The sequence below is a fragment of the Hymenobacter sp. B1770 genome (genome assembly GCF_049896385.1).
Lineage (GTDB): Bacteria > Bacteroidota > Bacteroidia > Cytophagales > Hymenobacteraceae > Hymenobacter.
In genome coordinates, this window is sequence record NZ_JAFCUF010000005.1 from 357,076 (window position 1) to 381,783 (window position 24,708).

The window sequence follows — 24,708 nt, forward strand, 5'->3', positions numbered from 1 at the left end:
TTTGTTGGTGACATTGCCAAGGCCTTAGTCGCGGCCTTTGCCCTTGCCTTTTCCTTTGCCGCCTTTTCTGCGGTCATCGTCGTCGCGGCGGTCGTTTTTGTACCGGTCTTCGTCATCGCGGCGGTAGTTCCGGTCGCGGTCGTCATAGCGGCGGTAATCCCGGTCGTGGTCGTCGTAGCGGCGATTATCTACTGGCCGGACTTGTCCGGGAGGCAGGCCGCCATTGCTGGGGTTAGCGCGGTAGCCGCGTTTTTTGGCTTGGCCGGGGGGCATGCCGTGGGGGTGGCCTTTGCGGTAGCGGGTGTCTCGCCTGTCGTTGTCGTTGTTGGTGGGAGTACGGCCGAATATCTCCGGAAATACTTCACCGGGTGCCGGAGCCGGCGTGCTGGTGGGCTGCGGAGCAGGTGTTCCCGTTCTCTTTTGCATCCACGGCGGGAGATTGGCGGTTTGGGCCTGAACTGCTGCTGTGGTCCAAACCAACAGGCCAAGCACGAGGGTATAGGAGATTTTGGGGAGCTTGTACATGATAGGGTATTTAAGGAGTGCAGAAGAATATAATTAATCAATTGCAAGTACGGTGCCAACTTGATTAGTGGGCTTAAAACTTCTGCTGGAACAGTTTGGGTAATCATCTGCGATGTGCGGGCACAAACCGGGGCGGCTTGCTGTTGTACACCAACGTACCCGACCAAATTGGCTAATGCAACTGGTAAATAGTGCTTTTCCATTAGCCTTTGGGTCCCCTTTTTCGTACCTTTGCGCACTTATCTGCTGCGTTTCTGAATGGCCAAAAAATCCACCGATACCCCGGTTACTAAAGCCCCCAAAGCCAAAGCCACCGCGCTGAAAAACACAGCTAAAGAAGGCGCCGCCGAAACGGCTGCCACTGTGCGCACCATGACCGAGCTCCCGGCTGCGGGCCACACCCACGGCCAACTCAACGGCCACAGCCCCGCCTCGCAGCCCCTCGAAGCGCCCTACATTGAAGTGTACGGTGCCCGCGAGCATAACCTCAAGAACGTGTCGGTGAAGATTCCGCGCAACCGGCTGGTGGTGTTCACGGGAATTTCGGGCTCGGGCAAATCGAGCTTGGCCTTCGATACCATTTACGCCGAGGGCCAGCGCCGCTACATGGAGACGTTCTCGGCCTACGCCCGGTCCTTCATGGGCGGCTTGGAACGGCCCGACGTAGACAAGATTGAGGGCCTGTCGCCGGTTATCAGCATCGAGCAGAAGACGACCTCGCGCAACCCGCGCTCCACGGTGGGCACCATCACGGAGATTTACGACTTTCTACGCCTGTTGTACGCCCGCACGGCTGAAGCCTTCAGCTACGCCACAGGCAAGAAGATGATTCGGCAGAGCGATGACCAGATTATCAACTACATCCTCAAGCATTTTGACGGGAAGAAGCTGGTGGTGCTGGCGCCGGTGGTGAAGGGCCGCAAAGGACATTACCGCGAAGACTTCCAGAAAATTGCCAAGCTGGGCTTTGCCAAAGTGCGCGTCGACGGCGAAATTCTCGACATCACGCCCAAGATGCAGGTGGACCGCTACAAGATTCACGACATCGAAATCGTGATTGACCGGCTCGTGGTGAAGGAGGAAGACCGGTTCCGCCTCAGCGGCTCGGTGCAGAATGCGCTGGTGCACGGCAAAGGCACCATGCTGGTGCTCGACCCTGACGGCAAGGGCGACAAGGCCAAGCCGCAGTTCTTCTCGCGCTTCCTGATGGACCCCACCACCGGCATCGCCTACGACGACCCGGCACCCAACACCTTCAGCTTCAACTCGCCCTACGGCGCCTGCCCCACCTGCAATGGCTTGGGCGAGGTGCAGGAAATCACGGAAGACAGCGTGATGCCCGACCGCAAGCTGAGCATTGCGCGCGGCGGCATCGCGCCCCTGGGCGACTACCGCGACATCTGGATTTTCCAGCAGCTCTCGGTTATCCTCAAAAAGCACAAGGCCACCCTGAATACGCCCATCGAGAAGCTCTCGGAGGACTTGCTCAAGCGCCTGCTCCACGGCATTACGGAGGACGAGGCCGACGACAGCAAAACCCAGTACACCGAGGCATTCGAAGGACTTATTCCCTTTCTGCGTCGGCAGATGGACTCGGAGTCGGACAACATTCGGGAGTGGATTTCGCAGTACGCTCAGGCCCAAACCTGCCCCGAGTGCGAAGGCTACCGCCTCAAAAAAGAAAGCCTGCACTTCCGCATGGCCGACAAGCACATCGGCGAGCTTTCGGTGATGGACTTGAACGACCTAGCCGGCTGGTTTGAAGGCTTGGAGGACCGCCTCACCGAGCGCCAGAACGTGATTGCCCGCGAGCTGCTGAAGGAAATTCGTAAGCGCATCGGCTTCCTACTGGAGGTGGGCCTCGACTACCTGAACCTGCACCGTCCGGTGCGCACACTTTCGGGCGGTGAAAGCCAGCGCATCCGCCTCGCCACCCAGATTGGCACCCAGCTCGTGGGCGTGCTCTACATCATGGACGAGCCCAGCATCGGCCTGCACCAGCGCGACAACGAGCGGCTCATCAAGGCCCTGCAGCACCTGCGGGATATCGGCAACTCGGTGATTGTGGTGGAGCACGACAAGGACATGATTCTGCACGCCGACCACGTGCTCGACATTGGCCCCGGCGCGGGCATTCACGGCGGCCACATCGTGGCCTCGGGCACGCCGCAGGAGATTCTGAGCTCCGGCTCGCTCACCTCGCAGTACCTGAGCGGGCAGAAGCACATCGAAATGCGCAAGAAGAAGCGCAAGGGCGAAGGCGCCGAGCTGGTGCTGAAGGGCGCCAAGGGCAACAACCTCAAAAACGTGACTCTGAAAGTGCCGCTGGGTAAGCTGGTGGCCGTGACGGGCGTCTCGGGCTCGGGCAAATCAACGCTCATTCACGACACGCTGTACCCGATACTGAACCAGCATTTCTTCAACGCTAAGCGTGAGCCGCTGACTTACGGCAGCATTGAAGGACTGGACCTGGTTGATAAGGTAATTGAGGTCGACCAATCGCCGATTGGCCGAACGCCGCGTTCCAACCCGGCCACCTATACAGGCGTGTTCACCGAAATTCGCCAGTTGTTTGGCGAAATGGCAGAGGCTAAAATCCGCGGCTACGGCCCGGGCCGCTTCTCCTTTAACGTGAAGGGCGGGCGCTGCGAAACCTGCGAGGGCGCCGGCATCCGCACTATCGAGATGAACTTCTTGCCCGACGTGCACGTGCCCTGCGAAACTTGCAAAGGCCGCCGCTACAACCGTGAAACGCTGGAAGTGCGCTTCAAAGGCAAGTCCATTACCGACATTCTGGATATGACGGTAGAGAAGGCAGTGGAGTTCTTCGAATTCCAGCCCCGCATTCTGCGCAAAATCAAAACGCTGAACGATGTGGGCCTGGGCTACCTCACCCTGGGTCAACAGGCCACCACGCTCTCCGGCGGCGAAGCCCAGCGCGTGAAGCTCGCCACCGAGCTAAGCAAAAAGGACACTGGCAAAACCTTCTACATCCTCGACGAACCAACAACGGGTCTGCACTTCGAAGACATCAACCACCTGGCCGATGTGCTCCAGAAGCTAGCCGACAAGGGCAACACCGTCCTCATCATCGAGCACAATCTTGACCTGATTAAGGTGGCCGACCACGTCATCGACATCGGCCCCGAAGGTGGCGCGGGCGGTGGCACCATCGTGGCCCAAGGCACGCCTGAGCAGGTGGCCAAATCGGATAAAGGCCACACGGCACGTTTCCTGGCCGAGGAATTGAAGATTAGTAAATACACCGAGGCTTAGACTTTCGTGCATTACTCGAATTTTGAGGACGATTAAAGCAAGTGTTAAAACAAAAAAGGCCACTCGTTAGAGTGGCCTTTTTTGTTGGTTGATGTAGGGTAGAATAGCGGCTTCAGTTGCGGATGCGTCGTCCCCAAAACCAGAAATGCTTGACTAATCTAAAATATGCGCTTCAACAGCCACAATTACATATTGCTGTGGCCGCTGTGCTGCTGGGCCATGCCCAAGTGTTGCTCTACTACGGGCACCGTTTTGCCGATGAAGGCTTTCAGGTCAGCATCCTGTGTCATTTGCTCGTGGGCACGCATGGTGTTGGCCGTCTTCTGGTGGTCGGTCAGCATTTGAGCCATGTAGCGCTGCTCAAAGGCTTTGCCCGAAAGCTTCTGCATGGTGGGGGCGAGGGCTTTGTGCTCGGCATCCATGTCGGTCGGCAGTTTCACGCCTTTTTTAGCAGCAATGGCTTTCAACTCAGTGGTCGACTTGGTGTGGTCGGCAATCATTTTGTTGGCCATTTCTTTAGCCATACCGGTCACGCCCTTCTGCAGAGCCATTTTGCTTTGCTGAATCTCGTTCTGGTCGCTGTGGGCCGCCGACTTCATGAACTCGGCATCGTCCTTGTGTGGAGCGGTGGGGCCGTTGGGATCGCCTTTGGCGCTGCCAGTGCCGCCCATGGTGCTGGCTCCGGCACCATCGACGCCGCGGGCTGCACCGTTGCCGGTCGTGCCTTGAATGGTACCCGCATTCTGAGGTTGATTTTCGGGGTTTTCAGAGCCGGCTGGCATGTTGGCCGACACCGTGTCGCCACTGGTGGCCGAGCTGGTCATGGTGTTGTCGCTGGCGTTGCCGCCTTCGGCAGAAGTAGACTTATTGGCGTCGCCGCAAGAGGCTAGAGCAAGCAGGCCAGTGGCCAACAAGGGAATGAAGGAGCGTTTCATAAAGGGAAAGGGTTTTGTGGAAAGGAATGAGGTTAGACCGTAGCTACAGACGGGTTTAGCAAACTGCCAAGCTGCTGGTAGCACAGCTAGTACGGGCAGTAAAGGGCAATATGTTGCATGCTCGACCGTATTTTATCGGCCGCCGCTGCCTAACCTGAACCGTTGATTTCCATTAAGCTGGACGCTGGTTGAGGCATAGATAATTCCCGGGCCTGCCTCACCAGATGGCAAGCATAGTAGTGGGCCGCGTAAGAACAAACCCAGGGCAGGAGGCCGGTGCGAAATGAGCCCCGGACCCAACGGCGCTAGGGCAGGTCCTCGATTGTCTCGTCAATTTCCTCGGCCATGGCCAGCTCCTCCTTTACGGGGCGGTAGTACTTGGCAGCAAAAGCGCGAATGTCGCCGTCATATGCGTCTTCTTTCATGTCGTCGAAGGCGTCCTCGTCCTGCTTTTGCGTTTTCAGGATAAGTTTCATCACCTGCTTGTCGATTTCGGAGCCGGTTTGGGTGCTTACCTCGTGGTAGGCGGCCTGCTCATCGCCGCCTAGGGTGGCTGGCACGGCCAGCTGCTTGCTGGCGGCTACGTTGCGCAGGGAGGCAAGGAGGTCGAGGCGGCTTTTCACCAATCGGTTGCCATAGTTGCGCACTGCGGGCGTGGTGGCGCGTGCCTGGGCCAGCTTGCCTAGCTCCACTTGCAATAACGCGTTGCTGGTGGCTTTCACCAGGAAATCAGCGTCGGCCTCCTGCTTTTTCGTCACATTGGCTTCGCTGATTTTGTCACGGTTCTGGGATTTGGCAGCATCTACGGCGTCGTTGCTGTTGCTGCCCGAACAAGCACTTAGCAAAGGCAGCACCACGGCAAGCCTTAAAAACAGCTGACGCGAGGGGCGGGATAAAAGCAGGAAGCAATGCATACACAAAATGAATTAGTAAAAAGCCTGATTGTATAGATTTTCAGCTATACGTTTGCCCCGAAGCGGAGTTCTTTTGTGGGCGGTCTCAAGTTTTAAGCAGCGGCTTTAAACCTTGACAGTTCGGCGGCGTCCAACCGGTATCAAGTATCTCTCATTCTTTCACCAACTCTTTCACAACATTTCATGCGTACCTCTGCTCTTCGTTCCCTGGCTTTGGCCTGCCTGGCCAGCGGCTTGCTTTTTGCCACCGGCTGCCAACGCGACTCCATCGCCGAACCCGATGACATCACGTCGGCCGAAGACCGCAGCGAAGACAACGTCGAAACGGCCATTAGCTCCGACGCCATGCATTCTGCTGGTCCCGCCGACCCCAGCGTGCAAGGCTCGGCCTACCTCACCACCGACGCAGAGTTTCGCATCCGGTTCGGCGCTTGCGCCACCCGCAGCTACGACTTCGCTGCCCGCACGCTCACCATCGACTTCGGGCCCAGCAACTGCCTCTGCCCCGATGGCCGCTACCGCCGCGGCAAGATTCGCGTGCGCTTCACCACCGATGTGCTCACGCGCCGCGCGGGCGCCGTGGTCACCCGCGACAATTTTTTCGTGAACGACAACCAGCACACTGCCACCCGTACCTTTACTGACCTCGGACTGGGCTCTTTTTCGGTCGACGTGACCGATGCCAGCATCATCCGGGCCAACAACGGGGGCGCCCATTCCTGGTCTGCCAACTGGACCTTTACCCGCACGGCCGGCTACGGCACGCCCCAGGTTTCCGACGATGCATATAGTGTAACGGGTTCGGCCAACGGCACTAACCGCCGCGGTGTAGCCTACACCACCGTCGTCCAAACCCCGCTTATCAAGCGCGGCGACTGCTTTAAGTACTTCGTGGCCGGCACCATAAGTATCACCAACGCCAAGGCCCAGGTCATGCTGCTGAATTACGACCCCACTGGGACGCAGGACTGCGATAGAATCGCATCGGTGACGGTGAACGGCCGCACCAAAACCATTACGCTGCGCTAGAAGGCGGCGTCTGCCCCATAAAAAAAATCCGGCTGCATGCAGTCGGATTTTTTTTATGGGGCAGACGCCGCTTGCGCGAGTCAGTATGATTAATTAGCGCCCGTAACGCAGTGATTATCGTCAATCCAATTGCCAATCTCGCTGGCCAACTGCCTTAGCGCGGCTTCCTTCGCAGCATTGCTGCCTTCGGTAGGCACGCGCTCAAGCAGGTCGATGCCAGTGAGCAAATTCTTGATTTCTGCTACCTGGGTATTTACATTTCCAATGGAAAGCGGGTCGTAGGTCTTAGCCGCCATGCTCAGCTCGATGGCCGATGCCTGGTAGAAAGCCGCGGTGTAGATATTGCTTCCGCCGGGGTGCGCATCCCACAAAGCCTGTCCTTCTGTCTTATTGGCCGTAGTGCCGCCAATGGTAACCGTAGCTGCAGGCTATTCCACGTTAGGTTTAGCGAAATAGAATCCCTGCGACATCGAGCAGCCGTTGTCAGTTGCTTCGGGGCAGCCAGGAACTTGGACATTTTGCGTAGTGCAATTAGTGCTGAATTTTACCCATGCCTTGCCATCTGTAATGCCTACGTTGCCAAGCTTCTTGAAGGAGATGGTGTAGGGGCTGCTGGCGCTGCGGCTGGTGCAAGCAAATCCGTCAATTTTGAAGAAGTTGTCGTCAGAGTCCATCGCACAGCCCGTGCTCGAGCCTTCGGTGGCACTAATGTTGGTAGTGGTGCAGGCCAAGCCGCCCGAGGAGATGGCAACGTCGTAGATGTTGCTGGCGCCGTAGCGGTAGCTCCCGTCATCTTTCTTGCAGGGCAATGTCAGTATAAAATGACTGATATCGCGGCTGCTGCTGGTGGGGGTTACTCGGTAGGTAAATGTTGTATAGCCGGTGGAACCAACCACTGGGGCGTACACTTTGCCCACGTAGCTTACTGAGTAGTCACCATTGGGTTGCGATTTGCCATCTTGACTTTGGCTGACAGCGCTTGGACCAACGTTCTCTTTCTGCTTGTCGCAGGCAGTAAAAAGCAGCACAGTTGCCAGGAAGCTAGCTGGAATGATTTTGTAAAGTGCTTTCATGAATGGTGGGTTTTTGTGATAAACTGATTTAGATTTGAACGAATATATGTTACACAATAAATCGGTATAATATATAATTGTAATATTTATATTTTAAATAAATAATTAGCTCGCGAATTATAATTTACATGCACTTATGAGTCAAGTTATTATGGATATTTTATTAAAATAGTCAAATTAAACAATATTGTATTTATATAAATAGCCAATGCATGTATGGTTGAGGTGATAATGAAGCTATCAGGATTGGGTGTCCACTTTTCGCGACAAGCTCCCATTAGGATTATCGAACCAAGCAGATGTGTGAATAGTCTGCGTGGCCAAACTCATTAGCTCACACTGAAAAGGAGATGCCTTTTTTACAAACAGGACATTATGATAAAGCACGGTGTATACCTGCTTGCTCTTCACCACTGCTCATCTTGGTCGCGAGACTGTTTTCCAGGCATATCCAGGTCGAGTGCATACAGAGGCCACTATGGGGGCTACTAGCAGCGTAAATCCGCTGCTTGGGAGGTAAAGCTGCATGCGTTTTAGTACTAAAAAAGCCCCTCCGGAAACGGAGGGGCTTTTAGCGTGCCGCTGGTAGCCGGAGGTTAGTGCACCAACAGCAGGCGCTTGGTCTGGAAGCCAGTTGGAAGGCTGATGCGATAGAAATATACCCCACTTGCCAGCACGCTGGTCTTAAGAGGCAATCGGTACAACTGCCCTGCCGTGGCCGGACCATCGAAAAGGGTAGCCACCTTAGCGCCCAGCGCCGAGTGCACCGTCACGGTGGCCGGGCTGTCCGTCGTCAGCCGGAACTCGACGGAGACCTGCTCGTTGCCCGGATTAGGCAGGGCGGCCAGCGAGATGAGCTGTTCGGGCGCCCGGAGTTGCTCAGTGGAGGCCGGCGCTATGCTGCTGGATACTGGCGCAGCTGTGACTGGTGCCAACAGCCAGCGGCACTCCACAAACAGCTCGTTGATGGCCGACACAGCTTCGTTGATGTCCGCAAGGCTGGGCAGAGAGGCGGTGGAACCACCCAGGGCTTGGTTGGCCAGGGCCAGCAGTCCCGCTACCGTATTGCTTTGGCCCAGCTGGCTCAGGTAGCGCACTACCGATACCGGCAGCGTAACACTAAGGGCCGCAGCAGCACTCGTGGAGGAAGGCCCTGAAGCTGTGCAGCTGGCGCCGGGATAAGAGGCAAGGGAGTATCGGCTGGTGCCCGCCACAAAAGCCGGAAGCACCATGCTACCCAGGGAAGCATCGAGGCGCACGTTCAGGCTCAGAGCAATGGTTTGACCCAGCAGCACGTTGTTGAACCGGCCATTGCGGAGCAGCGACGCGGGCGCCGAGCAGCCCGTGGCTGGCCCGCCCGTGGCCGGGAGCGCAGTTGGCGGGCCACCGGCCGGCAAGGCAGCAATAATGCAAGCGGCCTGTTGTGCAGCGTTGGCGCTGGTGAACGCAAGCGTGCGGGCGCCTGAGCCCACCACCAGGTTGCCGCCGCTTGCAAGCAGCCCCGTTATTAAATCCGTACGTCGTGTGCCGCCGCAGTAGCGGCCGTTGCTATTGCCATAGCCGCCTTGCGTGAGCGTGCAGTGCTGTACCAGGCAGTCGTTGACTTTGCCCACCCTTACATCCGCCGTGGTGCGGCAGCCGTTGGCATCGGTGATGGTGACGTAGTAGGTACGGGCCGTTAGGTTGGTGGCCGTGGCGCCCGTGGGCCCTGCTGGGTTCCACTCGTAAGTGTAGGGAGCCGTGCCGCCGGTTGGCCGCAGCGTGGCGGTGCCGTCGGCCCCGGTGCAGGTCTCATTGGTGATGGCCGTGGCCACCCGCAGCGGCGCACTGGGCTGCGCGAGCGAGCGCGAAGCCGAAGACGTGCAGCCGCTGGCGTCGGTCACGGTCACCGTGTAGTTGACGCCCGCCCGGGCCATGATGGTGGCGGCCGTTTGCCCCTCGGGGCTCCAGCTATACCTGTAGGGGGCCGTGCCGCCGGTGGCCTCTGCGCGCAGCGAGGTCATGGCCCCGTAGCAGCGAATGGGCACAGGCTCCGAAATAGTAAGCACCAGCGCAGGCGCCTGTGGCACCGTGACTGTAGCTGTAGAGAAGCAATTGTTGGCGTCACGCACGGTGACGCTGTACGTGCCCGGGCCCACCGTTGAGGTATTCGTGGTGCTGTTGGGAAACTCACTGCCAAACGAATAGTAGTAGGGCGCCCGGCCCCCCATAGCCATGGCGGTGAGCGTGGTGGTGCCGTTGCCGCAGGCAATGGGCGGAGCCGTAAGGGTAGCCACCAGCGGAGCGGGTTCGGGAATTACCCGCACCACGGGCACGGAAGTGCAGCCCGTGTCGATGTTCCGCACAATCACGGTGTAGGTACCGGCCCGCACCGCCTGAACAACGCTTCCGCTATAAGTGCGCCCGCCGTCAAATGAGAATTCGTAGCCCCTGGGCTCGTAGTCCGGCGAGCCGCCCGTAATGCTCAGCACTCGTAGCAGCGTGACGCCGCCATTGCAAAAAATGGTGCCATTGCCCACTTCAATCACCAGCGGGGCGGGCGCGGTAATGGTTTGGGAGGCGGCAGCCGAGGTGCAGCCGCGGGCATCGCGCGCCACCACCGAGTACGTGCCGGCTCCCACCGTAAAGCTGTTCGTACTCTCGAAGGCTCCGCCGTTGATTGCGTATTGATAAGGTGCCGTGCCTCCCGTGGCCGTGGCGGTGAGCGTGGTGGTGCCGCCGTTGCAGGCAATGGCCGGACCGGCCGCCAGGCTGGTCGTAACAGCACACGGGGTCGGTGGTGCACTTACGGCGGCAGCGGCCATCGAGCGGTCTTGGTTGCCGCCGCGGCCATCCAGTGAAATCAGGCGCGTGTGGTAAGGCGAGCCGTTGATGCTGCTCGCCGAATTTTTCACGCCCCAGTCCTTCTGGCTTGCGATGTGACCACCCCAGGCAAAAACCACCGTGCTGTTGGCAGTCGTGAAGGTGATGGCCAGCCGCGTTTCGGCCCGCGCCGCGCCGCGGTCGCCCTGCACCACGTAGTGTACATCGGTGATGGCCGTACCATTAAACATGGTCATTGCTGCTTTGCCAGCGGCTTGCAAGCCGGAAAAAGTAGCCGCCGCCTGCGCATTCAGCTGCGCTGGCATGGGAATGGCTGCTGTGGTCATCGGCGCGTTGCTCAGGGCGAGGCCGCGCAGCGGAGTCACCGTTTCGGACGGGTGGCCAAACTGGGCATGAGGTTCCAGGTTCTGATAATGCGTGATAAAGTCAAACGCATGTTTGCTCTGGTCGCGGGTGTCCCAGCCAATCACGAGGGTGTGAGACCCGGGTGTCAGCTTTGTCAGCACCAAGCGATAAGCCATGGAGTGGCCTTCCAGAAAATGGGCGTGTTGCGCGTTGGCGTTGCCATTCACCCAATCGGGCAAGTTCAGCGGCCGGCTGGCCGAGCCATTGTGAATTTGGTCGAGGTCGGCTGCTCCCCGGCTTTGCGCTGTGGCGCCAGAAGTGCCAGTAAATATGACCAGTACGCACAGCACCAGAAGGTGTAGGTATCGATTTCCGCTGGCACGGCGCCGGGCAATTATTCTGTTGAGGTTGTGGAAAGGATTCATCATAGCTCAGAAAGAATGTGGTGGAAGTGGCATCAGAAAAAGGCAGGCACGCAAGCGTGCCTACCAAAGCAATCAGAAATGACCAAGCCCTGCAGCCTATGAAGCGAGCAGAGGCTTGCGCAAAAGCCAGAGCTCAGAATTAGATAAAGGGGCCATTATCATAGGCAGCCGATAAGTAGAGGCGGTATGTCATGCGGGTTTATATTTTTTATTATAACCACAATTTATATTTGTTTAATACTAATAGTTGATGTTGCTCGTTTTATTTATATATGTTTGTGCATTCAAGCTAAACGCTATAATGGCCAACAAGTGGAGTTTGTAAACCAGGGTCTGCAGGGTGTTTTGTTTCCTGACCGAAACTGGGGGAGATATACATCCCAGCGAAGCCCTGGCGGAGTTATTTTGCTGAGTCTGCGTCGTTCTTGAATGATTGCAAAACCCGTCACCGGCTGGCCAGCCCATAGTAATTGGCATTCTGCACCCACCACACTTCCTGCTTGTTGGCCACCAGCTGCCAACAGCAAGGCTTGCAGTAGTGGATGGACACAAAAAAAAGTCCCAGCGGGGCTGCCGTCGGGAAGCAAATGACTCAGTGAAGAGCCTGTTGCTTCCCGATGGCAGCCCCGCTGGGACTCTTGTTGTGTCCTAGTGGGAGTAGCCCTTAGGCGCCTTTAAACAATGGTTTGCGTTTCTCGCTAAAGGCCTTTACCCCCTCAAAGTAGTCGTCGGTTTCCCCGGCAATCTGCTGGCAATGGGCTTCGTAGTCCAGCATTTCGTCCAGGGTGGCGGCACCAGCTTTGTTGAGCATCTGCTTAATCAGGCCGATGGACTTGGTCGGGGCGGCTGCGTAGCGGGCGGCCAGGGCGTAGGTGGCTTCGTCCAGCTGGTCAGGGGGTACTACTTGGTTCACCAGGCCCAGGCGCAAGGCTTCCTCGGCGGGCACTTTCGTGCCCAGGCTGCATAGCTCAAAAGCTTTGAGGGTGCCCACCAGCCGCGGCAAAAACCACGAAGAGCCCGAATCCGGCACCAGCCCAATGTTGATGAATACCTCAATTAGCGAAGCTTCGGTGCTGGCCACCAGCGCGTCGCAGGCCAGTGCTAGTGAGCAGCCGGCTCCTGCTGCCACCCCGTTGATGCGCCCAATAATGGGCTTAGGTAAGGCCCGCATGGCCCGGATAATAGGATTGTAACGTTTGTGCAGCGAGTCGTAGAACGAGCGTTTCTCCGCACCCCGGGCCGCTTTCAGGTCCTGGCCCGAGCAGAAGGCGCGGCCGGCACCTGTGAGCACCACTGCCCGCACCGCCACATCGCGCGTCACTTGCTTCAGGGCGTCCTGCAGCTCGTAGCTCAGCGGGTCGTTGAAGGCATTAAATACCTCCGGGCGGTTGAGAGTAATAGTGGCCACGCCATCGGGGCGCACGTCGTAAAGCAGGCTGGTGTATTCCATTAGATAATGGGTGAATGTCTGAATGAGTGAAGGGAAAGCAGAGTTCTGCAAATAACGGCAGGCCGCGTTTCTCGCTCTTGCTGGCTTTTTATAAGCTATGCAAAGGAAGTCCCTTCCCTTAGTTCCGAGTCAGCCGTTCCCTCATCCCGAACTAGGAGCCTATCCAAAAAACATTTTTCCCGCAAAAAGGCCGTCATGCTGAGCTTGTCTAAGCATGACGGGCAAATAAATCTCGGAAAGCCCCTAAGCTCCTTGTCCTACCAGCGCTTCTGCTATTATCAGGTCTTCAGGGGTCGTGATTTTTAAGTTGCGGTAGTCGCCTTCTACCAGCTGCACGCGGCACAAGTCGTCTACTACGGTGGCATCATCGGTAAAGGCCGGAAGCTCAGGCATGGCATACGCCCGGCGCAGCAAGTCAATCTCAAATGTCTGGGGCGTCTGCATAAGACGCAGGCGGCTGCGGTTTTGGGCCGCTGAGCCGTGCTGCGACAGCAGTCGCACCGAGTCTTTGGGCATCACGGCCGCCGCGGCTGCCGCGTGAGTAGCCGCTGCCACATATGTACGCTCCACCACTAAGTGAGACACCAGTGGCCGCACGCCGTCGTGCACCGCCACCAAACCCTCCTGATGCTCCCCCAGCGCCGCCAAACCGGCTTTCACCGATGCCCAGCGGCTGGCTCCGCCCGGCACCAGCGTGTGCGCAATAGCCACTTGGTGGGCCCGGCACAGCTCCCGCCAGGTTTCGAGCTGGTCGGCGGGCAGCACTACAATTATTTCAATCACGCTCAGGGCCGGGTCGGCAAAGCGGCGCAGGGTGTGCAGCAGCACCGGCTCGCCGCGCAGCAGCAAAAACTGCTTGGGCCGGTCGGCGGCCATGCGCGAGCCAGTGCCCCCGGCCACCAGAATGGCGAAGCGCGCAGTGCGGGAAGACGGAAGCGGGGAAGAAGGGGAGGGGGCCATAAACATTAGGCGTTTTCAGCAGGAAAGTACTCAGCAAAGCAAAAGGCCCGGCCGCAAACACAGCCGAGCCTTCACTCATTCAGGTAATGGTTGATTCGCTTACAGAATCAGCATGGCGTCGCCGTAGCTGAAGAACTTATACTTCTCCTTGATGGCTTCCTTGTAGGCCTCCATCAGCAGGGGGTAGCCGGCAAAGGCGGCGGCCAGCATGATGAGCGTGCTCTCCGGCATGTGGAAGTTGGTGAGCAGGCAGTTGGCGATTTTGAAATCGTGGGGCGGGAAGATGAACCGGTCAATCCAGCCCTGGGTGGGCTTCATGCGGGCATTGGCCGACACCGACGCCTCCATGGCGCGGATGGTGGTGGTGCCCACGGCGCACACTTTCTTCTTGGCGTCCAAGGCCTTGTTCACTACCTCGCAGGCCGGGGCCGTGACGATGAAGTTCTCGGAGTCCATCTTGTGCTTGGTCAGGTCTTCCACGTCTACCGTGCGGAAGGTGCCCAGACCCACGTGCAGCGTCACGAAAGCCGGGTCGACGCCCTTAATTTCCATGCGCTTCATCACCTCACGGGTGAAGTGCAGGCCAGCCGAGGGGGCGGCTACCGCGCCAATGTTCTCGGCGTAGATGGTCTGGTAACGCTCTTTGTCGGCCGGTTCGGTTTCCCGGTTGAGGACTTCTTTCGGGATGGGGGTTTCGCCCAGCTCGTACAGCGCCTTGCGGAACTCCTCGTCGGTGCCATCAAACAGGAACTTGATGGTACGGCCACGCGAAGTGGTGTTGTCGATTACCTCGGCCACCATATCGGACTCGCCGAAATAGAGTTTGTTGCCGACACGGATTTTGCGCGCAGGGTCCACCAGCACGTCCCAGAGCCGGAGCTCCTTGTTCAGTTCGCGCAGCAGGAACACTTCAATCTTGGCACCGGTTTTTTCTTTGTTGCCGTAGAGGCGGGCCGGAAAAACCTTGGTGTCGTTGAGCACCATTACGTCGCCTTCGTTGAAGTAATCGAGGATATCTTTGAAGGTGCGGTGTTCAATCTGGCCGGTGGCGCGGTGCACCACCATCAGGCGGCTTTCGTCGCGGTTGCGGGCCGGATGCAGAGCAACCAGTTCCTCGGGGAGCTCGAACTTGAACTCATGCAATTTCATCGCCATGGGCAGTATTTGGGGGAATTTACGGAAATTTGGGGAGGCAAAAGTACGGCTTTTTCTCTTAGTATCCGTTTTTGTGCCCGGCAGAGTTGCGCGTGCGACCTGTATGGCTCAGCAACTTCCCCACAGTCTTCCGTCTTTTGCTACCCGGTGCCAACCCTTTGCTGCCGTCGCAGCGAGGCACCGGGCTCCCCAAACTCGGTCTTAGGCGCCCTGTGGTGCCTTTCTTATTCCATTCCTTCTTTCTGCATCCTCCACCCGTTCTCGTATATGCTTGCCCTTCGCCTCACCTTAGAAAGTTTTCGCTTTGCCTGGGATGCGCTTAAATCCAACTTGTTGCGCACCATCTTATCGTTGTTGGGCGTCACGGTCGGCATCTTCTCCATTATCTCGGTCTTCACCATCGTCGATTCACTGGAGGCCAACATCCGGAGCAGCCTCGATTTTGCCGGCGATAAGGTGATTTACGTCTCGAAGTGGCCATTAGATTTTAGACCAGATTTTCCTTGGTGGAAGTATTTTCAGCGGCCCGTTCCCACGCCGCGCGAGTTTCAGCAGCTTCGCAGGCAGCTGGGACCCAACAACAAAGGCATTGCCATATTCGCCGCCAGCAACGGCAACAACCTCAAGGCGGGCTCCAACTCCGTGTCCGATTGCGTGCTGCAGGGGGTGAGCTACGACTTCCGGGCCGTGAGCAACGTGCCTGTGAAAGAAGGCCGCTACTTTACCTCACAGGAAATGGACGCGGCCCGGCCCGTAGCCATCATCGGGGCCACCATCGCCGAAAACCTCTTTCCCGACGGCAACGCCCTTGGCAAGCAGTTCAAAGCCCGTGGCCAGACCCTCACCGTTATCGGGGTGATGGAGAAGGAAGGCAAAAAGCTGCTCACCATCTCCAGCAACGACGCCAACTGCATCATTCCCTTCGGCATGTTCACCAAAATATTTACCCTCAACAATGGCTTTGGGGGCGGCCCCAGCGCCACGCTGGCCGTAAAGGGACGCGACGAAGACCCCGGCCTGCTCGACCTCGAGTACGAGATGCGCGGCGTGATGCGCAACATCCGTGGCCTCAAGCCCCGGCAGGAAGACAACTTCGCCCTGAACCGCCCCGAGATGGTAGCTGCCGCCGTAGGCAAGCTATTTGGCGTGATTGGCATTGTGGGCGGCATTATTGGCTCGTTTGCCATTCTGGTGGGCGGCTTCGGCATTGCCAACATCATGTTTGTGTCGGTGCGGGAGCGGACCAACATCATCGGCATTCAGAAGTCGCTGGGGGCCAAGAATTTCTTCATTCTGTTCCAGTTCCTGTTTGAAGCAATTTTCCTGTGCCTCATTGGTGGCTTAGCGGGCATACTGCTGGTGTGGTTTGTGACGCTGGTGCCGCAGGACGCGCTGCCGCTCAGCATGTCGGCCACCCGCATCCTGCTGGGCTTGCTGATTTCGGTGGGCATTGGGGTCATTGCGGGCATTGTGCCGGCTGTGCTGGCTGCCAACCTGGACCCGGTTATCGCTATTCGGGCCAAATAGCGAATAGCGCCGGGCAGCGCAAGCGAGTCGTTGGGCAGCAATAACTAGCTGGCACAATCAGGGCCCACAGCAGTCCTAATCATCGAAACTTAATTCATTTACCAACTACCCGTCCGGCTGAGGTCTGGCGACACAATTTGCATGAAATTACCCTCCTTTTTATACTACGAATTTCTGGGTAATACCCTGGGGCAATACTTGATAGCCGTCCTGATTCTGGTGGTAGGCAGCGCGTTGCGGCGGGTTTTCTCGCGGCTCCTCAGCAAGATGCTCTTTTCCCTAACCAGGCGCTACACCGGTGGCGTGAGCGAGGAAGAACTGCACGGGCTGCTTATTCAACCGCTTTCCACGCTGCTTCTGGTGGTGACGCTGCAGCTAGCCGGCGCCACCCTTACCTATCCGCATGGCCCCAACGCCCCGGTCTCGGGGCAATTACCCTGGCACGAGGTGTTGCTGCTGCGTTTGCTTTCGCTGGCGTTTATCGTGGCCGCTGCGCAGGTGGCCTTGCGCCTTATCGACTTTGCCCTGCTGGTGATTTCGCGCCGCGCCGCGATTCGGGTAGCCCACAGCCCAACTCGCCTTGACAACCAGTTTCTGCCCTTTGCCAAAGACCTGCTAAAGGTTTTTTTCATCATCGTCGCCACTCTCGTAGCGCTGGGGAAGGTATTTGAGGTGAACGTGACGGCGCTGGTGGGTGGCCTTGGCATAGGCGGCCTGGCCGTGGCTTTTGCTGCCAAAGAGAGCCTCGAAAACCTCATTGCCTCCTTCACCATCTTCCTCGACCAGCCCTTCGGAGTGGGCGACTTGGTGACGGCCGGCCCCGTGAGCGGCACCGTCGAAAAAATCGGTTTCCGCAGCACCCGCCTTCGCACCGCCGAGAAAAGCTACCTCACCGTGCCCAACAAAAGCATGATTGACAAGCCGCTGGACAACCTCTCGCTCCGCACTTCCCGCCGCGTAGGCTTTACGCTCACCTTCGACCAAAAGACCACCAGCGCCCAGCTGCACGACATTATCACCGACTCGCTGGCCGCCATGCAAGCGCATCCGCTTGTGAGCCAGGACGTGCAAATCAAGTTCAGTGCGCTTACCCTCATGGGCAAGGAAGTAAACGTGCAGTACTTCGTAGACACGACCAGCTACGATGAATACATCAATGTGAAAGAAGACCTGAACTACCGCTTGGTGGAAGTGGTAGAGCAGCACGGGGGCGTATTTGCCGTGGTGCGCGAAAAGCCTTGAACCACAGCGTTCGGCGCACTTTTGGGATTTCAAAAGGGGTTCATTCTATCGCTAAAATAAGAAAAGGCCACTCGCGTGAGTAGCCTTTTCATTGCATCCTATCGGCGCTTATAATTGGATGTAAATCCAATTGCACCGACTAAAAAATTCGTGGAATCCGGAAAATCCGCCGGAAGCCGCGGGTCAGACATTATCGGCCGCCGAGCAGGCCGCCAAGCAGGCCACCCATGCCGCCACCGCCCAGCAGCGAGCCCAGGCCGCCGCCACCTGCATGGGCTGGCTGCGTGTTGGGCCGCCCGCCCAGGCCACCGAGAATGGACATCATCGACCCCAGGCCGCCATTGCCAATGCCCGCGCCACGCTGAGACATACCCGCTGATGAGCCGCCGCCCAGCATGCCGCCACCGAGTAGGCCGCCCAGCAAACCGCCCATGCCGCTTTGTGCGGCCCCGCCGAGCAGGCCGCCCATGCCGCTGCTCATCATGCCGCCTCCCCGGTTGCCGTAGCCTTGGGAGCGGTTGCCCCCGCCCATCACCCGGGAAATAACCATGGGAGCTACTACGCCCAGCAAGCCAGCCATAAGGGCCTGCTTGGGAATGCCGGCGCTGGAGAGCTTGTCGCCAACGCGGTCAAAGAAACCGGTTTTGGCAGGGTCCTGGGGGTCGTGAGCCACGGTTTCGGCCTGGTCGACCACTGTTTCCAGAGTCTTCTGCTGCTGCTGATTGATGCCGAGGTACTGCGACATTTTAGTAATCATGGCTTCCTCGTCGTTGGAGTATGCTCCATCGGCGCGGGCAAAGCTGATGAGGTCCGTAATCAGCGAGTAGCGCAGGTCGCTCTTCTTAAGGGCGTCGAGGCTTTGCTGAATGCCTTGATTGGAGGGGTCCTGGGCAGCGGACAGCACCTGCTGGGCCGCCCCAGCAGATAACCCTGCTTGTTGAGTCAACGCTTGCAGGAACTCGATTTCCGGGCCGGAGGCTTGGCGGTCGGCACTGGCCAAGCTGGCGATAGCGCTTAAGTAGGCAGTTTTTTCAGCTTCAGAATAATTTTGAAGGAGGGTGGTTTCCATGAGAAAGAATGGACGTTGAAATGGGAGGAAAAGGACTTGACGTGCTTAACGCAGGCCGTTGGAATACGTTGCTTGGCGAACCGATGCTCCTGAATTCGATTTTTTTTGCAGGCGAAAAGAATTTTTCTGGCGCTGAAAATGAAATTGTTGCTGTCGATTTGACCCTCGCAACGCTAGAAGCTGACCGATAAAAACCAGAATTTATTTGGTGCTTCCAAAAACACCCCCCATCTTTGCAATCCCAAACGGAAACACCCACGGGGGATTAGCTCAGCTGGTTCAGAGCATCTGCCTTACAAGCAGAGGGTCGTAGGTTCGAACCCTACATCCCCCACTATTGATTAACAGCCACTTAGTAGCAATACTAAGTGGCTGTTTTGCTTTTGGTTTAAACGATGGTTTAAACAAGCATAGGCCCGCCTGCTGGGCACAGGTATGTTTTACGCAAAAGCCCCGCGTTCCTCAATTGAGGGCGCGGGGCTTTTAGGTTGTTTACAGCAAACAGTAGCTGTCCAAAACAAGCCGGAATGGAGTTTACGAAACTCATCTACTTTCCGAGTTCCGTAAACTTTGAATCGTAGACGAGTTTCTTAAACTCGACAATGACGAGGAAGGCCCGTTTCCGCTACATGAGGAGCTCCGGCCGCTGTTGGTTTAGTGGTTCAGCAAAAGGAGCCTTTCTTTTCCCCTGCGCCGGCCCGCGGCCCCGTTTGTTCTCCTGGTTAAACTTAACGCATGCGGACCCTGCTGTTGACCTTCTTCCTCTGCCTCGCGCTCGGCCCCTTCACGCGGGCAAGCGCTCAGCGTGCCCGGCACCGGACCGCGCAGGATTCGCTGACGGCGGAGTTGGAATCCATCCTCCGCCAAGGCCATTGCAACGGGTTTGGGGTGGCCATCGTGGGCCTACAGGGCGTCCGCTACCAGCACGGGTTTGGGTTGGCCGAGGTGCAGTCCCAAAAAGCCTAAGACACCCACACCATTCAACCCATCGCGTCGGTTTCCAAAACGGTGGTGGGCCTGGCCCTGCTCAAGGCGCAGGAGCTAGGCCTGCTCAACCTGGACGCCCCCGTGAATAAGTACCTGCTGTTCCCCGTCGTCAACCCCGCGTTTCCCGACGTGCCGATTACGCTTCGCCACTTGGCCACCCACACGTCCGGCATCCGCGACAACGACTTTTACCTGAGCAAAAACTATTACCTGCGGCCCGGCCAGGACGTGCAGGGGTCGCTGGCTTTTGAGGACATGCAGACGTTTATTCCGGCGGATTCGGTGGTGAGCCTGGCCGTGTTCCTGCACAATGTGCTGACCCCAACGGGCAAGTGGTACCAGGCGAAGGGGTTTCTCGCCCGCCGGCCCGGCGCGCTCTACGACTATTCCAACGTGGGCACGTCGCTGGCGGCCTATGTGGTAGAACTAGCGAGCAAGCAGCCGTTTCCCACATTTAAGGCCCGGTACCTCACCCGACCGTTGCACATGCGCGCTTCGGGCTGGCGCTTCGCCGACGTGGCGTTCGTTCGACACGCGCGGCTCTATGCATCCCCCGCCGTACCCCTCCCTTATTACGAACAGGCCACGTACCCCGACGGGGGGGTTCGGTCGTCCATCGCGGACCTAAGTAAATAACTGCGCGAACTGATTCGGGGCTACCAGGGACGGGGCACGGTGCTCCGGCCCGCGAGTTACCGCGAATTGTTTCGGCCCGCGCTGGCAGCCGGCCATTTTGAGGACCGCAACGAGCGCAACCCGTAAAGCAAATTTTACAACGTGGGCGTGTTCATGGGCTTCCGCTACACCGGCTTCATCGGTCATACCGGGGGCGACCCCGGCGTGGCCACGCTGTTGTTTTTTGACCTTAACTCCGGCATCGGCCGGGTGCTGGTGTTAAATACCAGCTATTCCACCGCGGCCGGCGAGCAGGCGATGTACAATATCTAGAAGACGCTCGAAAAATACCAGCACCGGGTTGGTCGCTGACGGCCAAGCAGCCACACGGCTGAACCGGGAGGGGTACTGACCGTAATTTTTGGCCCCGTTGTCACGAGAACCTGCCGAACGCTGCCAATCGGCCCTGGGCTATTTAACCCCAACTACTTCGAATCCCAGTTCCAAACCACGTCTCAATTGTGTCTGGCTTAGCTGGTCCCCCTCACCGGTAGCCACTGGGCGCGCGCACTTGTCCTTGAAGACGGGCGTGCATCTCTTGCGGGTGGAGGGCAGTCCACAAAGACATGGTTTTGTGTTCATGGGCAGCGAGATGTAAGACCTCATACTGTCTTTTTCAACTAGCCCACCTCGGTTGACTATCTTTATAACTCCGGATTTAACTCTGAAGACGCAAACAAAAATATTCACTTAGTGCGTTAGCGATTAATAATTAGCACTTCGATGGATGGTGGCTTGGTGGAATGTCTCAGAAGGGTTTGCAAATGCATGTGTTTGCAAGACTAATCAATAGTTAAATTGAGTAAAGGTATATGAAAGAAGGGGTTGTACTAAGGTCTTTAAATAGCATAAGATATTATCTAACGCCGCAGGACAAGCGTAAAGCCATCGTTATGTTTGCCTTATTGCTTATTTCATCGGTGCTTGATGTGTTTGGTCTCGCCTCGCTTGTTCCAGTCATTATCGCTGCCTCACGGCCCGGTTCTATTTTACAAAATGAACATGCGTTGTGGCTGTATAATAAATTAGGATTCAACACAGAAGTAAATTTTTTAATATTTATAATACTAAACATACTCCTTTTTTTCTTGGTTAAGAATTTATTTTCCACATTTATTAATTACCAACAGACTAGGTTTACTGCTCATATTGCCTTAAAAGTCATAGACCGGCAGTTTCAAAAGCACATTAACTTGCCATTTCTTCTTTTTAATGAAGTTGGTTCTTCTAATCTAATAAATAGTACGCTGAATGTTTCTAATGATTACGTATATGGAATCATTCGTCCATTATTTATTTTCTTTTCTGAGCTAATAATTGTCATTTTGGTAGTGATTGGTATGTTGTTATACCAGCCTATTCTATTTCTGATTTTAGGCCTCGTTTTGGTTCCTACCATGTCTTTCATATATTGGGGGTTACGGAATAGGGTGGAGAATCTGGGCACTACACTTTCTAGCCTTCGGCCAATATCTCTCAGCGCGCTGTCAGAATCATTTGTTGGCTTTATCGAATTGAGATTGGCCGGCAAACAAACCAAGTTTATGCAGCGTTTGCTTAATAACGAAGAAAAATATCAGGCGCTGGAAGCAAAATCTTATTTATATTCTCTTATTCCTGTCCGCCTCATCGAAATGGTTGCCATTGCGGCGGTAGTAATTATTTTCCTTTACTCATTATTATTTTCGGATAACCCTACTGGCTTAGTTACTATTGTTGGCTTATTTGCAGCCTCTGCTTATCGGCTGATGCCCTCCATCAACAGGCTGCTTACGACATTGGTCACCATGAAACAAAACCAGTACGTGGTGGATGATCTGCTCACAATGCGCGAATACTTAACTCGTCCCCGACCAGCGCAGCAAGCAATAAAGTTTGAAAAAACAATTTCGTTTGACCACATTTCGTTTGCATTTCCGAATAGTGAGGATCTAGTACTGAAGGATATATCATTCACTGTGAGGAAAGGGGAAAAAATAGGTATTATTGGCAGTTCCGGCTCGGGTAAAACCACGCTAATGAATGTCTTGTTGCGTTTCTATATGGAGAGCATAGGCAACATCAAAGTTGATGGAGTGCCGCTGTCAGAAGAAACATTGGATGCCTGGTATAATATAGTTGGCTATGTGAAGCAGGATACGTTCCTGATGGAGGCCTCTATTCAGGACAACATCACGCTGCGGGACGAACAAGTAGACACGCAGCGCATGCATTACGCACTGGAACAGGCCTCTTTAACCGATTTTGTGGCAAGCTTGCCTGAAGGGCTGAACACACCCATTGGCGAGCGGGGCTCCCGGTTGTCGGGGGGGCAGCGCCAGCGCGTCGGCATAGCACGCGCTCTTTACAAACGAGCCGAAGTATTGGTGTTGGACGAAGCAACCAGTGCCCTCGATAACGAAACCGAACGGGAAGTCAGCGAAGCCATAAGCAAACTTTCCCACACAAACATTACCATCTTCATCATTGCGCACCGGATTACAACGCTGCAACAGTGCGACCGAATCTATGAATTGCGCAACGGCAAGCTTGTAGCTGAGCACCAGTATGCCGATTTGTTGAGCTAACCTTTTGGCTACCCTGCTGGGACGCACGTCTAACAGTTCTGCAACAGCTACGGGCGTCTTAAATCGAAATAGTCACCAATTGGGCATTAGCAGACGTTATGTAGTCCAAAATCCCTTCGAATTGGTATGACTCTTCACGCGGGCTGTGTCGCTTCTGCACTAGGGCTGCGGTTGGTTAGGCTGTTCAACTCACGCACCTGAGCCGGCTGCTGAAGTTCTGTTAGCAGGGCCCGCGCACAAGCCGCTCAATCATGAGCTGGAAAACAAAGTGAACCTCGACCCAGCAGCAGCACGTCAACGGCATCCGCTGTTTCGGCGCTGACGATAGGGCAGCCTTCGTCAGTGCCAAAAGCAAGTAAGGACAGATTGCCGTCCGGGCATCCGGAAAAAGTTGCACGTTAAGCACACCGTAAAAAGAAAAAGCGATAGCGAAGTGTGCTTGGGGCGTAGGTAGACGCGCTGGCTTCGTCCTGACTGTGCAACCTTCTGCTTCCAAAGGCTCCAGGGGCAATATCAGGCGCTGTCGCAAGCGCATTCGTTATAACTAATTTTGCCGTGGATCTGTTCTCCGCCGCCAGCCGGTATACTTCCATTGCGAATTCATGATCGATGGGCGCAACTAACCGAATAGGGCCGCAGAGTAAGTCGAAAAGTATGCGCGATGCAAACCACTCGCAGGGTCTCCGGATGCAGGCAGAGAAAATCGGCAGCACGGCATAAGCGGGGCTTAGGTTCGGCATTGGCATCAATTTGGTGCCGGACCTATTGCCATGAGCAAAGCATTTAAAGGCCGTTGTCGATTTAAATATTAATTGTTAAAAATAATAAATTTAATTAGCTATACTTTTTGAAATATAAATATACAAATCTTAATTTTGATAAAACTGATTTTACGGCTTTAGCACTCATGAAGCCACGCTTTATTAGCCTATAATGGTGGTATTTTAGGATTTTATCAATATTAGCTGCGTATTCTTTGCCATCTGCAGCCTTTAATATTTTAAAGAACTCGACAACCTTGGTAAAATTATAGTAATCCGATTGTCCTGAGTGTGCTCCTGAGTCATGAATTCGGTAGGTTCCCATTACGTCCCTAAAGTATTTCGCTTTCCCGTATTTGCAAAAGACAAAGTGAAGCCCCAAATCTGGAAAGGGTAAATTAAAAACCCACGCTGGCAAATCTGCTATTGGAATTCTTCGATGAACAACAGACAACGAATGTGCAGGATTACGAATTTGTGTAAAGTCTATGGCAGCTAGCGTGTCATCAGTGTTGCTCATTGACGGATCTTTAGAAATATATGAATATCTAGAACCTTTAATTTGGACCCTGTGAAAACAGAATGAGAATGCGGGGTTGTCCTCTAAAAAACTTACTTGCTTCTGAAGTTTGAAAGGATCAGTCCAGTAATCATCCCCATCCAGCCAAGCCACATATCTGCCTGCACAGTAGCTATATGAGGCCCAGGTCATAGGAATCATTCCCAAGTTTTTTTCAGGTAGTAACAGTCGAATCCTTTCAGGATACTTGGACTTATATTCGAGTACTATGTCCCGGGTGCCATCGGTCGAACAGTCTTCCCCAATGACTATCTCATAAGTGAAAGTGGTCTGCTGCATCAAGACGCTCTCAATGGCTTCGGCAATGAATTGCTCATGGTTGAAGGTGGTAATCCATACACTTATGTCAACCATGCCCTTGCATAATATTAGTAGTTATTTAATACCCTG

Annotated in this window: 20 protein-coding genes and 1 tRNA gene; 10 read left to right on the top strand and 11 right to left on the bottom strand. The window is 55.8% G+C overall.

What is annotated here, in order from left to right; all coding sequences use genetic code 11:
- Positions 1-24: 24 nt before the first annotated feature.
- Complete coding sequence (locus ACP7AJ_RS12780; protein WP_426060597.1) at positions 25-525, bottom strand: hypothetical protein; 501 nt, start codon at positions 523-525, stop codon at positions 25-27.
- Positions 526-783: 258 nt separating this feature from the next.
- Between ACP7AJ_RS12780 and uvrA the strand changes: the two genes are divergently transcribed.
- Positions 784-3,801, top strand: coding sequence for an excinuclease ABC subunit UvrA (uvrA, locus tag ACP7AJ_RS12785; protein WP_426060598.1), 3,018 nt, complete (start codon positions 784-786; stop codon positions 3,799-3,801).
- A 185-nt stretch (positions 3,802-3,986) separates the two neighbouring features.
- Here the strand turns inward: uvrA and ACP7AJ_RS12790 are convergent, their stop codons facing one another.
- Positions 3,987-4,736: a DUF4142 domain-containing protein gene (locus ACP7AJ_RS12790; RefSeq protein WP_426060599.1), complete on the bottom strand. Its 750-nt coding sequence runs from the start codon at positions 4,734-4,736 to the stop codon at positions 3,987-3,989.
- 305 nt (positions 4,737-5,041) lie between these two features.
- Positions 5,042-5,593 (bottom strand): DUF4142 domain-containing protein, encoded by a 552-nt coding sequence (locus ACP7AJ_RS12795; protein WP_426060600.1) that lies wholly within the window; start codon positions 5,591-5,593, stop codon positions 5,042-5,044.
- A 240-nt stretch (positions 5,594-5,833) separates the two neighbouring features.
- On the opposite strand from ACP7AJ_RS12795, the gene ACP7AJ_RS12800 reads away from it, so the two are divergent.
- Complete coding sequence (locus ACP7AJ_RS12800; RefSeq protein ID WP_426060601.1) at positions 5,834-6,679, top strand: hypothetical protein; 846 nt, start codon at positions 5,834-5,836, stop codon at positions 6,677-6,679.
- A gap of 89 nt (positions 6,680-6,768) precedes the next feature.
- On the opposite strand, the gene ACP7AJ_RS12805 is transcribed toward ACP7AJ_RS12800, so the two are convergent.
- The 6 genes from ACP7AJ_RS12805 to queA form a co-directional block, all read right to left on the bottom strand.
- Positions 6,769-7,050: a hypothetical protein gene (locus tag ACP7AJ_RS12805; protein WP_426060602.1), complete on the bottom strand. Its 282-nt coding sequence runs from the start codon at positions 7,048-7,050 to the stop codon at positions 6,769-6,771.
- A 57-nt stretch (positions 7,051-7,107) separates the two neighbouring features.
- Positions 7,108-7,752, bottom strand: coding sequence for a hypothetical protein (locus tag ACP7AJ_RS12810; protein WP_426060603.1), 645 nt, complete (start codon positions 7,750-7,752; stop codon positions 7,108-7,110).
- A gap of 596 nt (positions 7,753-8,348) precedes the next feature.
- Positions 8,349-11,348: a T9SS type A sorting domain-containing protein gene (locus ACP7AJ_RS12815; protein WP_426060604.1), complete on the bottom strand. Its 3,000-nt coding sequence runs from the start codon at positions 11,346-11,348 to the stop codon at positions 8,349-8,351.
- Positions 11,349-12,009: 661 nt separating this feature from the next.
- Positions 12,010-12,795, bottom strand: coding sequence for an enoyl-CoA hydratase-related protein (locus ACP7AJ_RS12820; RefSeq protein ID WP_426060605.1), 786 nt, complete (start codon positions 12,793-12,795; stop codon positions 12,010-12,012).
- A gap of 243 nt (positions 12,796-13,038) precedes the next feature.
- Positions 13,039-13,755, bottom strand: a complete 717-nt coding sequence (locus ACP7AJ_RS12825; RefSeq protein WP_426060606.1) for a 2-C-methyl-D-erythritol 4-phosphate cytidylyltransferase — start codon at positions 13,753-13,755, stop codon at positions 13,039-13,041.
- A gap of 99 nt (positions 13,756-13,854) precedes the next feature.
- On the bottom strand, positions 13,855-14,904 hold the full coding sequence (gene queA, locus ACP7AJ_RS12830; protein WP_426060607.1) for a tRNA preQ1(34) S-adenosylmethionine ribosyltransferase-isomerase QueA: 1,050 nt from the start codon (positions 14,902-14,904) through the stop codon (positions 13,855-13,857).
- Positions 14,905-15,177: 273 nt separating this feature from the next.
- On the opposite strand from queA, the gene ACP7AJ_RS12835 reads away from it, so the two are divergent.
- The gene (locus ACP7AJ_RS12835) at positions 15,178-16,437 is read left to right on the top strand and encodes an ABC transporter permease (protein ID WP_426060608.1); all 1,260 of its coding nucleotides are present in this window, start codon (positions 15,178-15,180) and stop codon (positions 16,435-16,437) included.
- A 141-nt stretch (positions 16,438-16,578) separates the two neighbouring features.
- The gene (locus ACP7AJ_RS12840; protein ID WP_426060609.1) at positions 16,579-17,679 is read left to right on the top strand and encodes a mechanosensitive ion channel family protein; all 1,101 of its coding nucleotides are present in this window, start codon (positions 16,579-16,581) and stop codon (positions 17,677-17,679) included.
- A 190-nt stretch (positions 17,680-17,869) separates the two neighbouring features.
- Here ACP7AJ_RS12840 and ACP7AJ_RS12845 read toward each other — a convergent pair whose 3' ends face one another.
- On the bottom strand, positions 17,870-18,748 hold the full coding sequence (locus ACP7AJ_RS12845) for a TerB family tellurite resistance protein (RefSeq protein WP_426060610.1): 879 nt from the start codon (positions 18,746-18,748) through the stop codon (positions 17,870-17,872).
- Positions 18,749-18,756: 8 nt separating this feature from the next.
- Between ACP7AJ_RS12845 and ACP7AJ_RS12850 the strand changes: the two genes are divergently transcribed.
- The 6 genes from ACP7AJ_RS12850 (at position 18,757) to ACP7AJ_RS12875 (ending at position 22,977) form a co-directional block, all read left to right on the top strand.
- Positions 18,757-18,939 carry a hypothetical protein gene (locus ACP7AJ_RS12850; protein ID WP_426060611.1) on the top strand — a complete coding sequence of 61 codons (183 nt, stop codon included), beginning with the start codon at positions 18,757-18,759 and terminating at the stop codon, positions 18,937-18,939.
- A gap of 68 nt (positions 18,940-19,007) precedes the next feature.
- A tRNA-Val gene (locus ACP7AJ_RS12855) sits at positions 19,008-19,082 on the top strand.
- A gap of 416 nt (positions 19,083-19,498) precedes the next feature.
- Positions 19,499-19,714: a hypothetical protein gene (locus tag ACP7AJ_RS12860; protein ID WP_426060612.1), complete on the top strand. Its 216-nt coding sequence runs from the start codon at positions 19,499-19,501 to the stop codon at positions 19,712-19,714.
- Between the two features lie 12 nt (positions 19,715-19,726).
- Positions 19,727-20,371 (top strand): serine hydrolase domain-containing protein, encoded by a 645-nt coding sequence (locus ACP7AJ_RS12865; RefSeq protein ID WP_426060630.1) that lies wholly within the window; start codon positions 19,727-19,729, stop codon positions 20,369-20,371.
- Between the two features lie 141 nt (positions 20,372-20,512).
- The gene (locus ACP7AJ_RS12870) at positions 20,513-20,683 is read left to right on the top strand and encodes a hypothetical protein (RefSeq protein ID WP_426060613.1); all 171 of its coding nucleotides are present in this window, start codon (positions 20,513-20,515) and stop codon (positions 20,681-20,683) included.
- Positions 20,684-21,222: 539 nt separating this feature from the next.
- On the top strand, positions 21,223-22,977 hold the full coding sequence (locus tag ACP7AJ_RS12875) for an ABC transporter ATP-binding protein (protein WP_426060614.1): 1,755 nt from the start codon (positions 21,223-21,225) through the stop codon (positions 22,975-22,977).
- Positions 22,978-23,811: 834 nt separating this feature from the next.
- On the opposite strand, the gene ACP7AJ_RS12880 is transcribed toward ACP7AJ_RS12875, so the two are convergent.
- Positions 23,812-24,672, bottom strand: coding sequence for a glycosyltransferase family 2 protein (locus ACP7AJ_RS12880; protein ID WP_426060615.1), 861 nt, complete (start codon positions 24,670-24,672; stop codon positions 23,812-23,814).
- Positions 24,673-24,708 lie beyond the last annotated feature (36 nt).

Bases quoted from the DNA above. Each gene is read 5' to 3' on its own strand.
- ACP7AJ_RS12825 (WP_426060606.1), bottom strand. From the start codon at position 13,755: ATGGCCCCCTCCCCTTCTTCCCCGCTTCCGTCTTCCCGCACTGCGCGC.
- queA (WP_426060607.1), bottom strand. From the start codon at position 14,904: ATGAAATTGCATGAGTTCAAGTTCGAGCTCCCCGAGGAACTGGTTGCT.
- ACP7AJ_RS12780 (WP_426060597.1), bottom strand. From the start codon at position 525: ATGTACAAGCTCCCCAAAATCTCCTATACCCTCGTGCTTGGCCTGTTG.
- ACP7AJ_RS12815 (WP_426060604.1), bottom strand. From the start codon at position 11,348: ATGATGAATCCTTTCCACAACCTCAACAGAATAATTGCCCGGCGCCGT.
- ACP7AJ_RS12850 (WP_426060611.1), top strand. From the start codon at position 18,757: ATGGACGTTGAAATGGGAGGAAAAGGACTTGACGTGCTTAACGCAGGC.
- ACP7AJ_RS12800 (WP_426060601.1), top strand. From the start codon at position 5,834: ATGCGTACCTCTGCTCTTCGTTCCCTGGCTTTGGCCTGCCTGGCCAGC.
- ACP7AJ_RS12875 (WP_426060614.1), top strand. From the start codon at position 21,223: ATGAAAGAAGGGGTTGTACTAAGGTCTTTAAATAGCATAAGATATTAT.
- ACP7AJ_RS12790 (WP_426060599.1), bottom strand. From the start codon at position 4,736: ATGAAACGCTCCTTCATTCCCTTGTTGGCCACTGGCCTGCTTGCTCTA.
- ACP7AJ_RS12840 (WP_426060609.1), top strand. From the start codon at position 16,579: ATGAAATTACCCTCCTTTTTATACTACGAATTTCTGGGTAATACCCTG.
- ACP7AJ_RS12845 (WP_426060610.1), bottom strand. From the start codon at position 18,748: ATGGAAACCACCCTCCTTCAAAATTATTCTGAAGCTGAAAAAACTGCC.
- uvrA (WP_426060598.1), top strand. From the start codon at position 784: ATGGCCAAAAAATCCACCGATACCCCGGTTACTAAAGCCCCCAAAGCC.
- ACP7AJ_RS12835 (WP_426060608.1), top strand. From the start codon at position 15,178: ATGCTTGCCCTTCGCCTCACCTTAGAAAGTTTTCGCTTTGCCTGGGAT.
- ACP7AJ_RS12880 (WP_426060615.1), bottom strand. From the start codon at position 24,672: ATGGTTGACATAAGTGTATGGATTACCACCTTCAACCATGAGCAATTC.
- ACP7AJ_RS12810 (WP_426060603.1), bottom strand. From the start codon at position 7,752: ATGAAAGCACTTTACAAAATCATTCCAGCTAGCTTCCTGGCAACTGTG.
- ACP7AJ_RS12820 (WP_426060605.1), bottom strand. From the start codon at position 12,795: ATGGAATACACCAGCCTGCTTTACGACGTGCGCCCCGATGGCGTGGCC.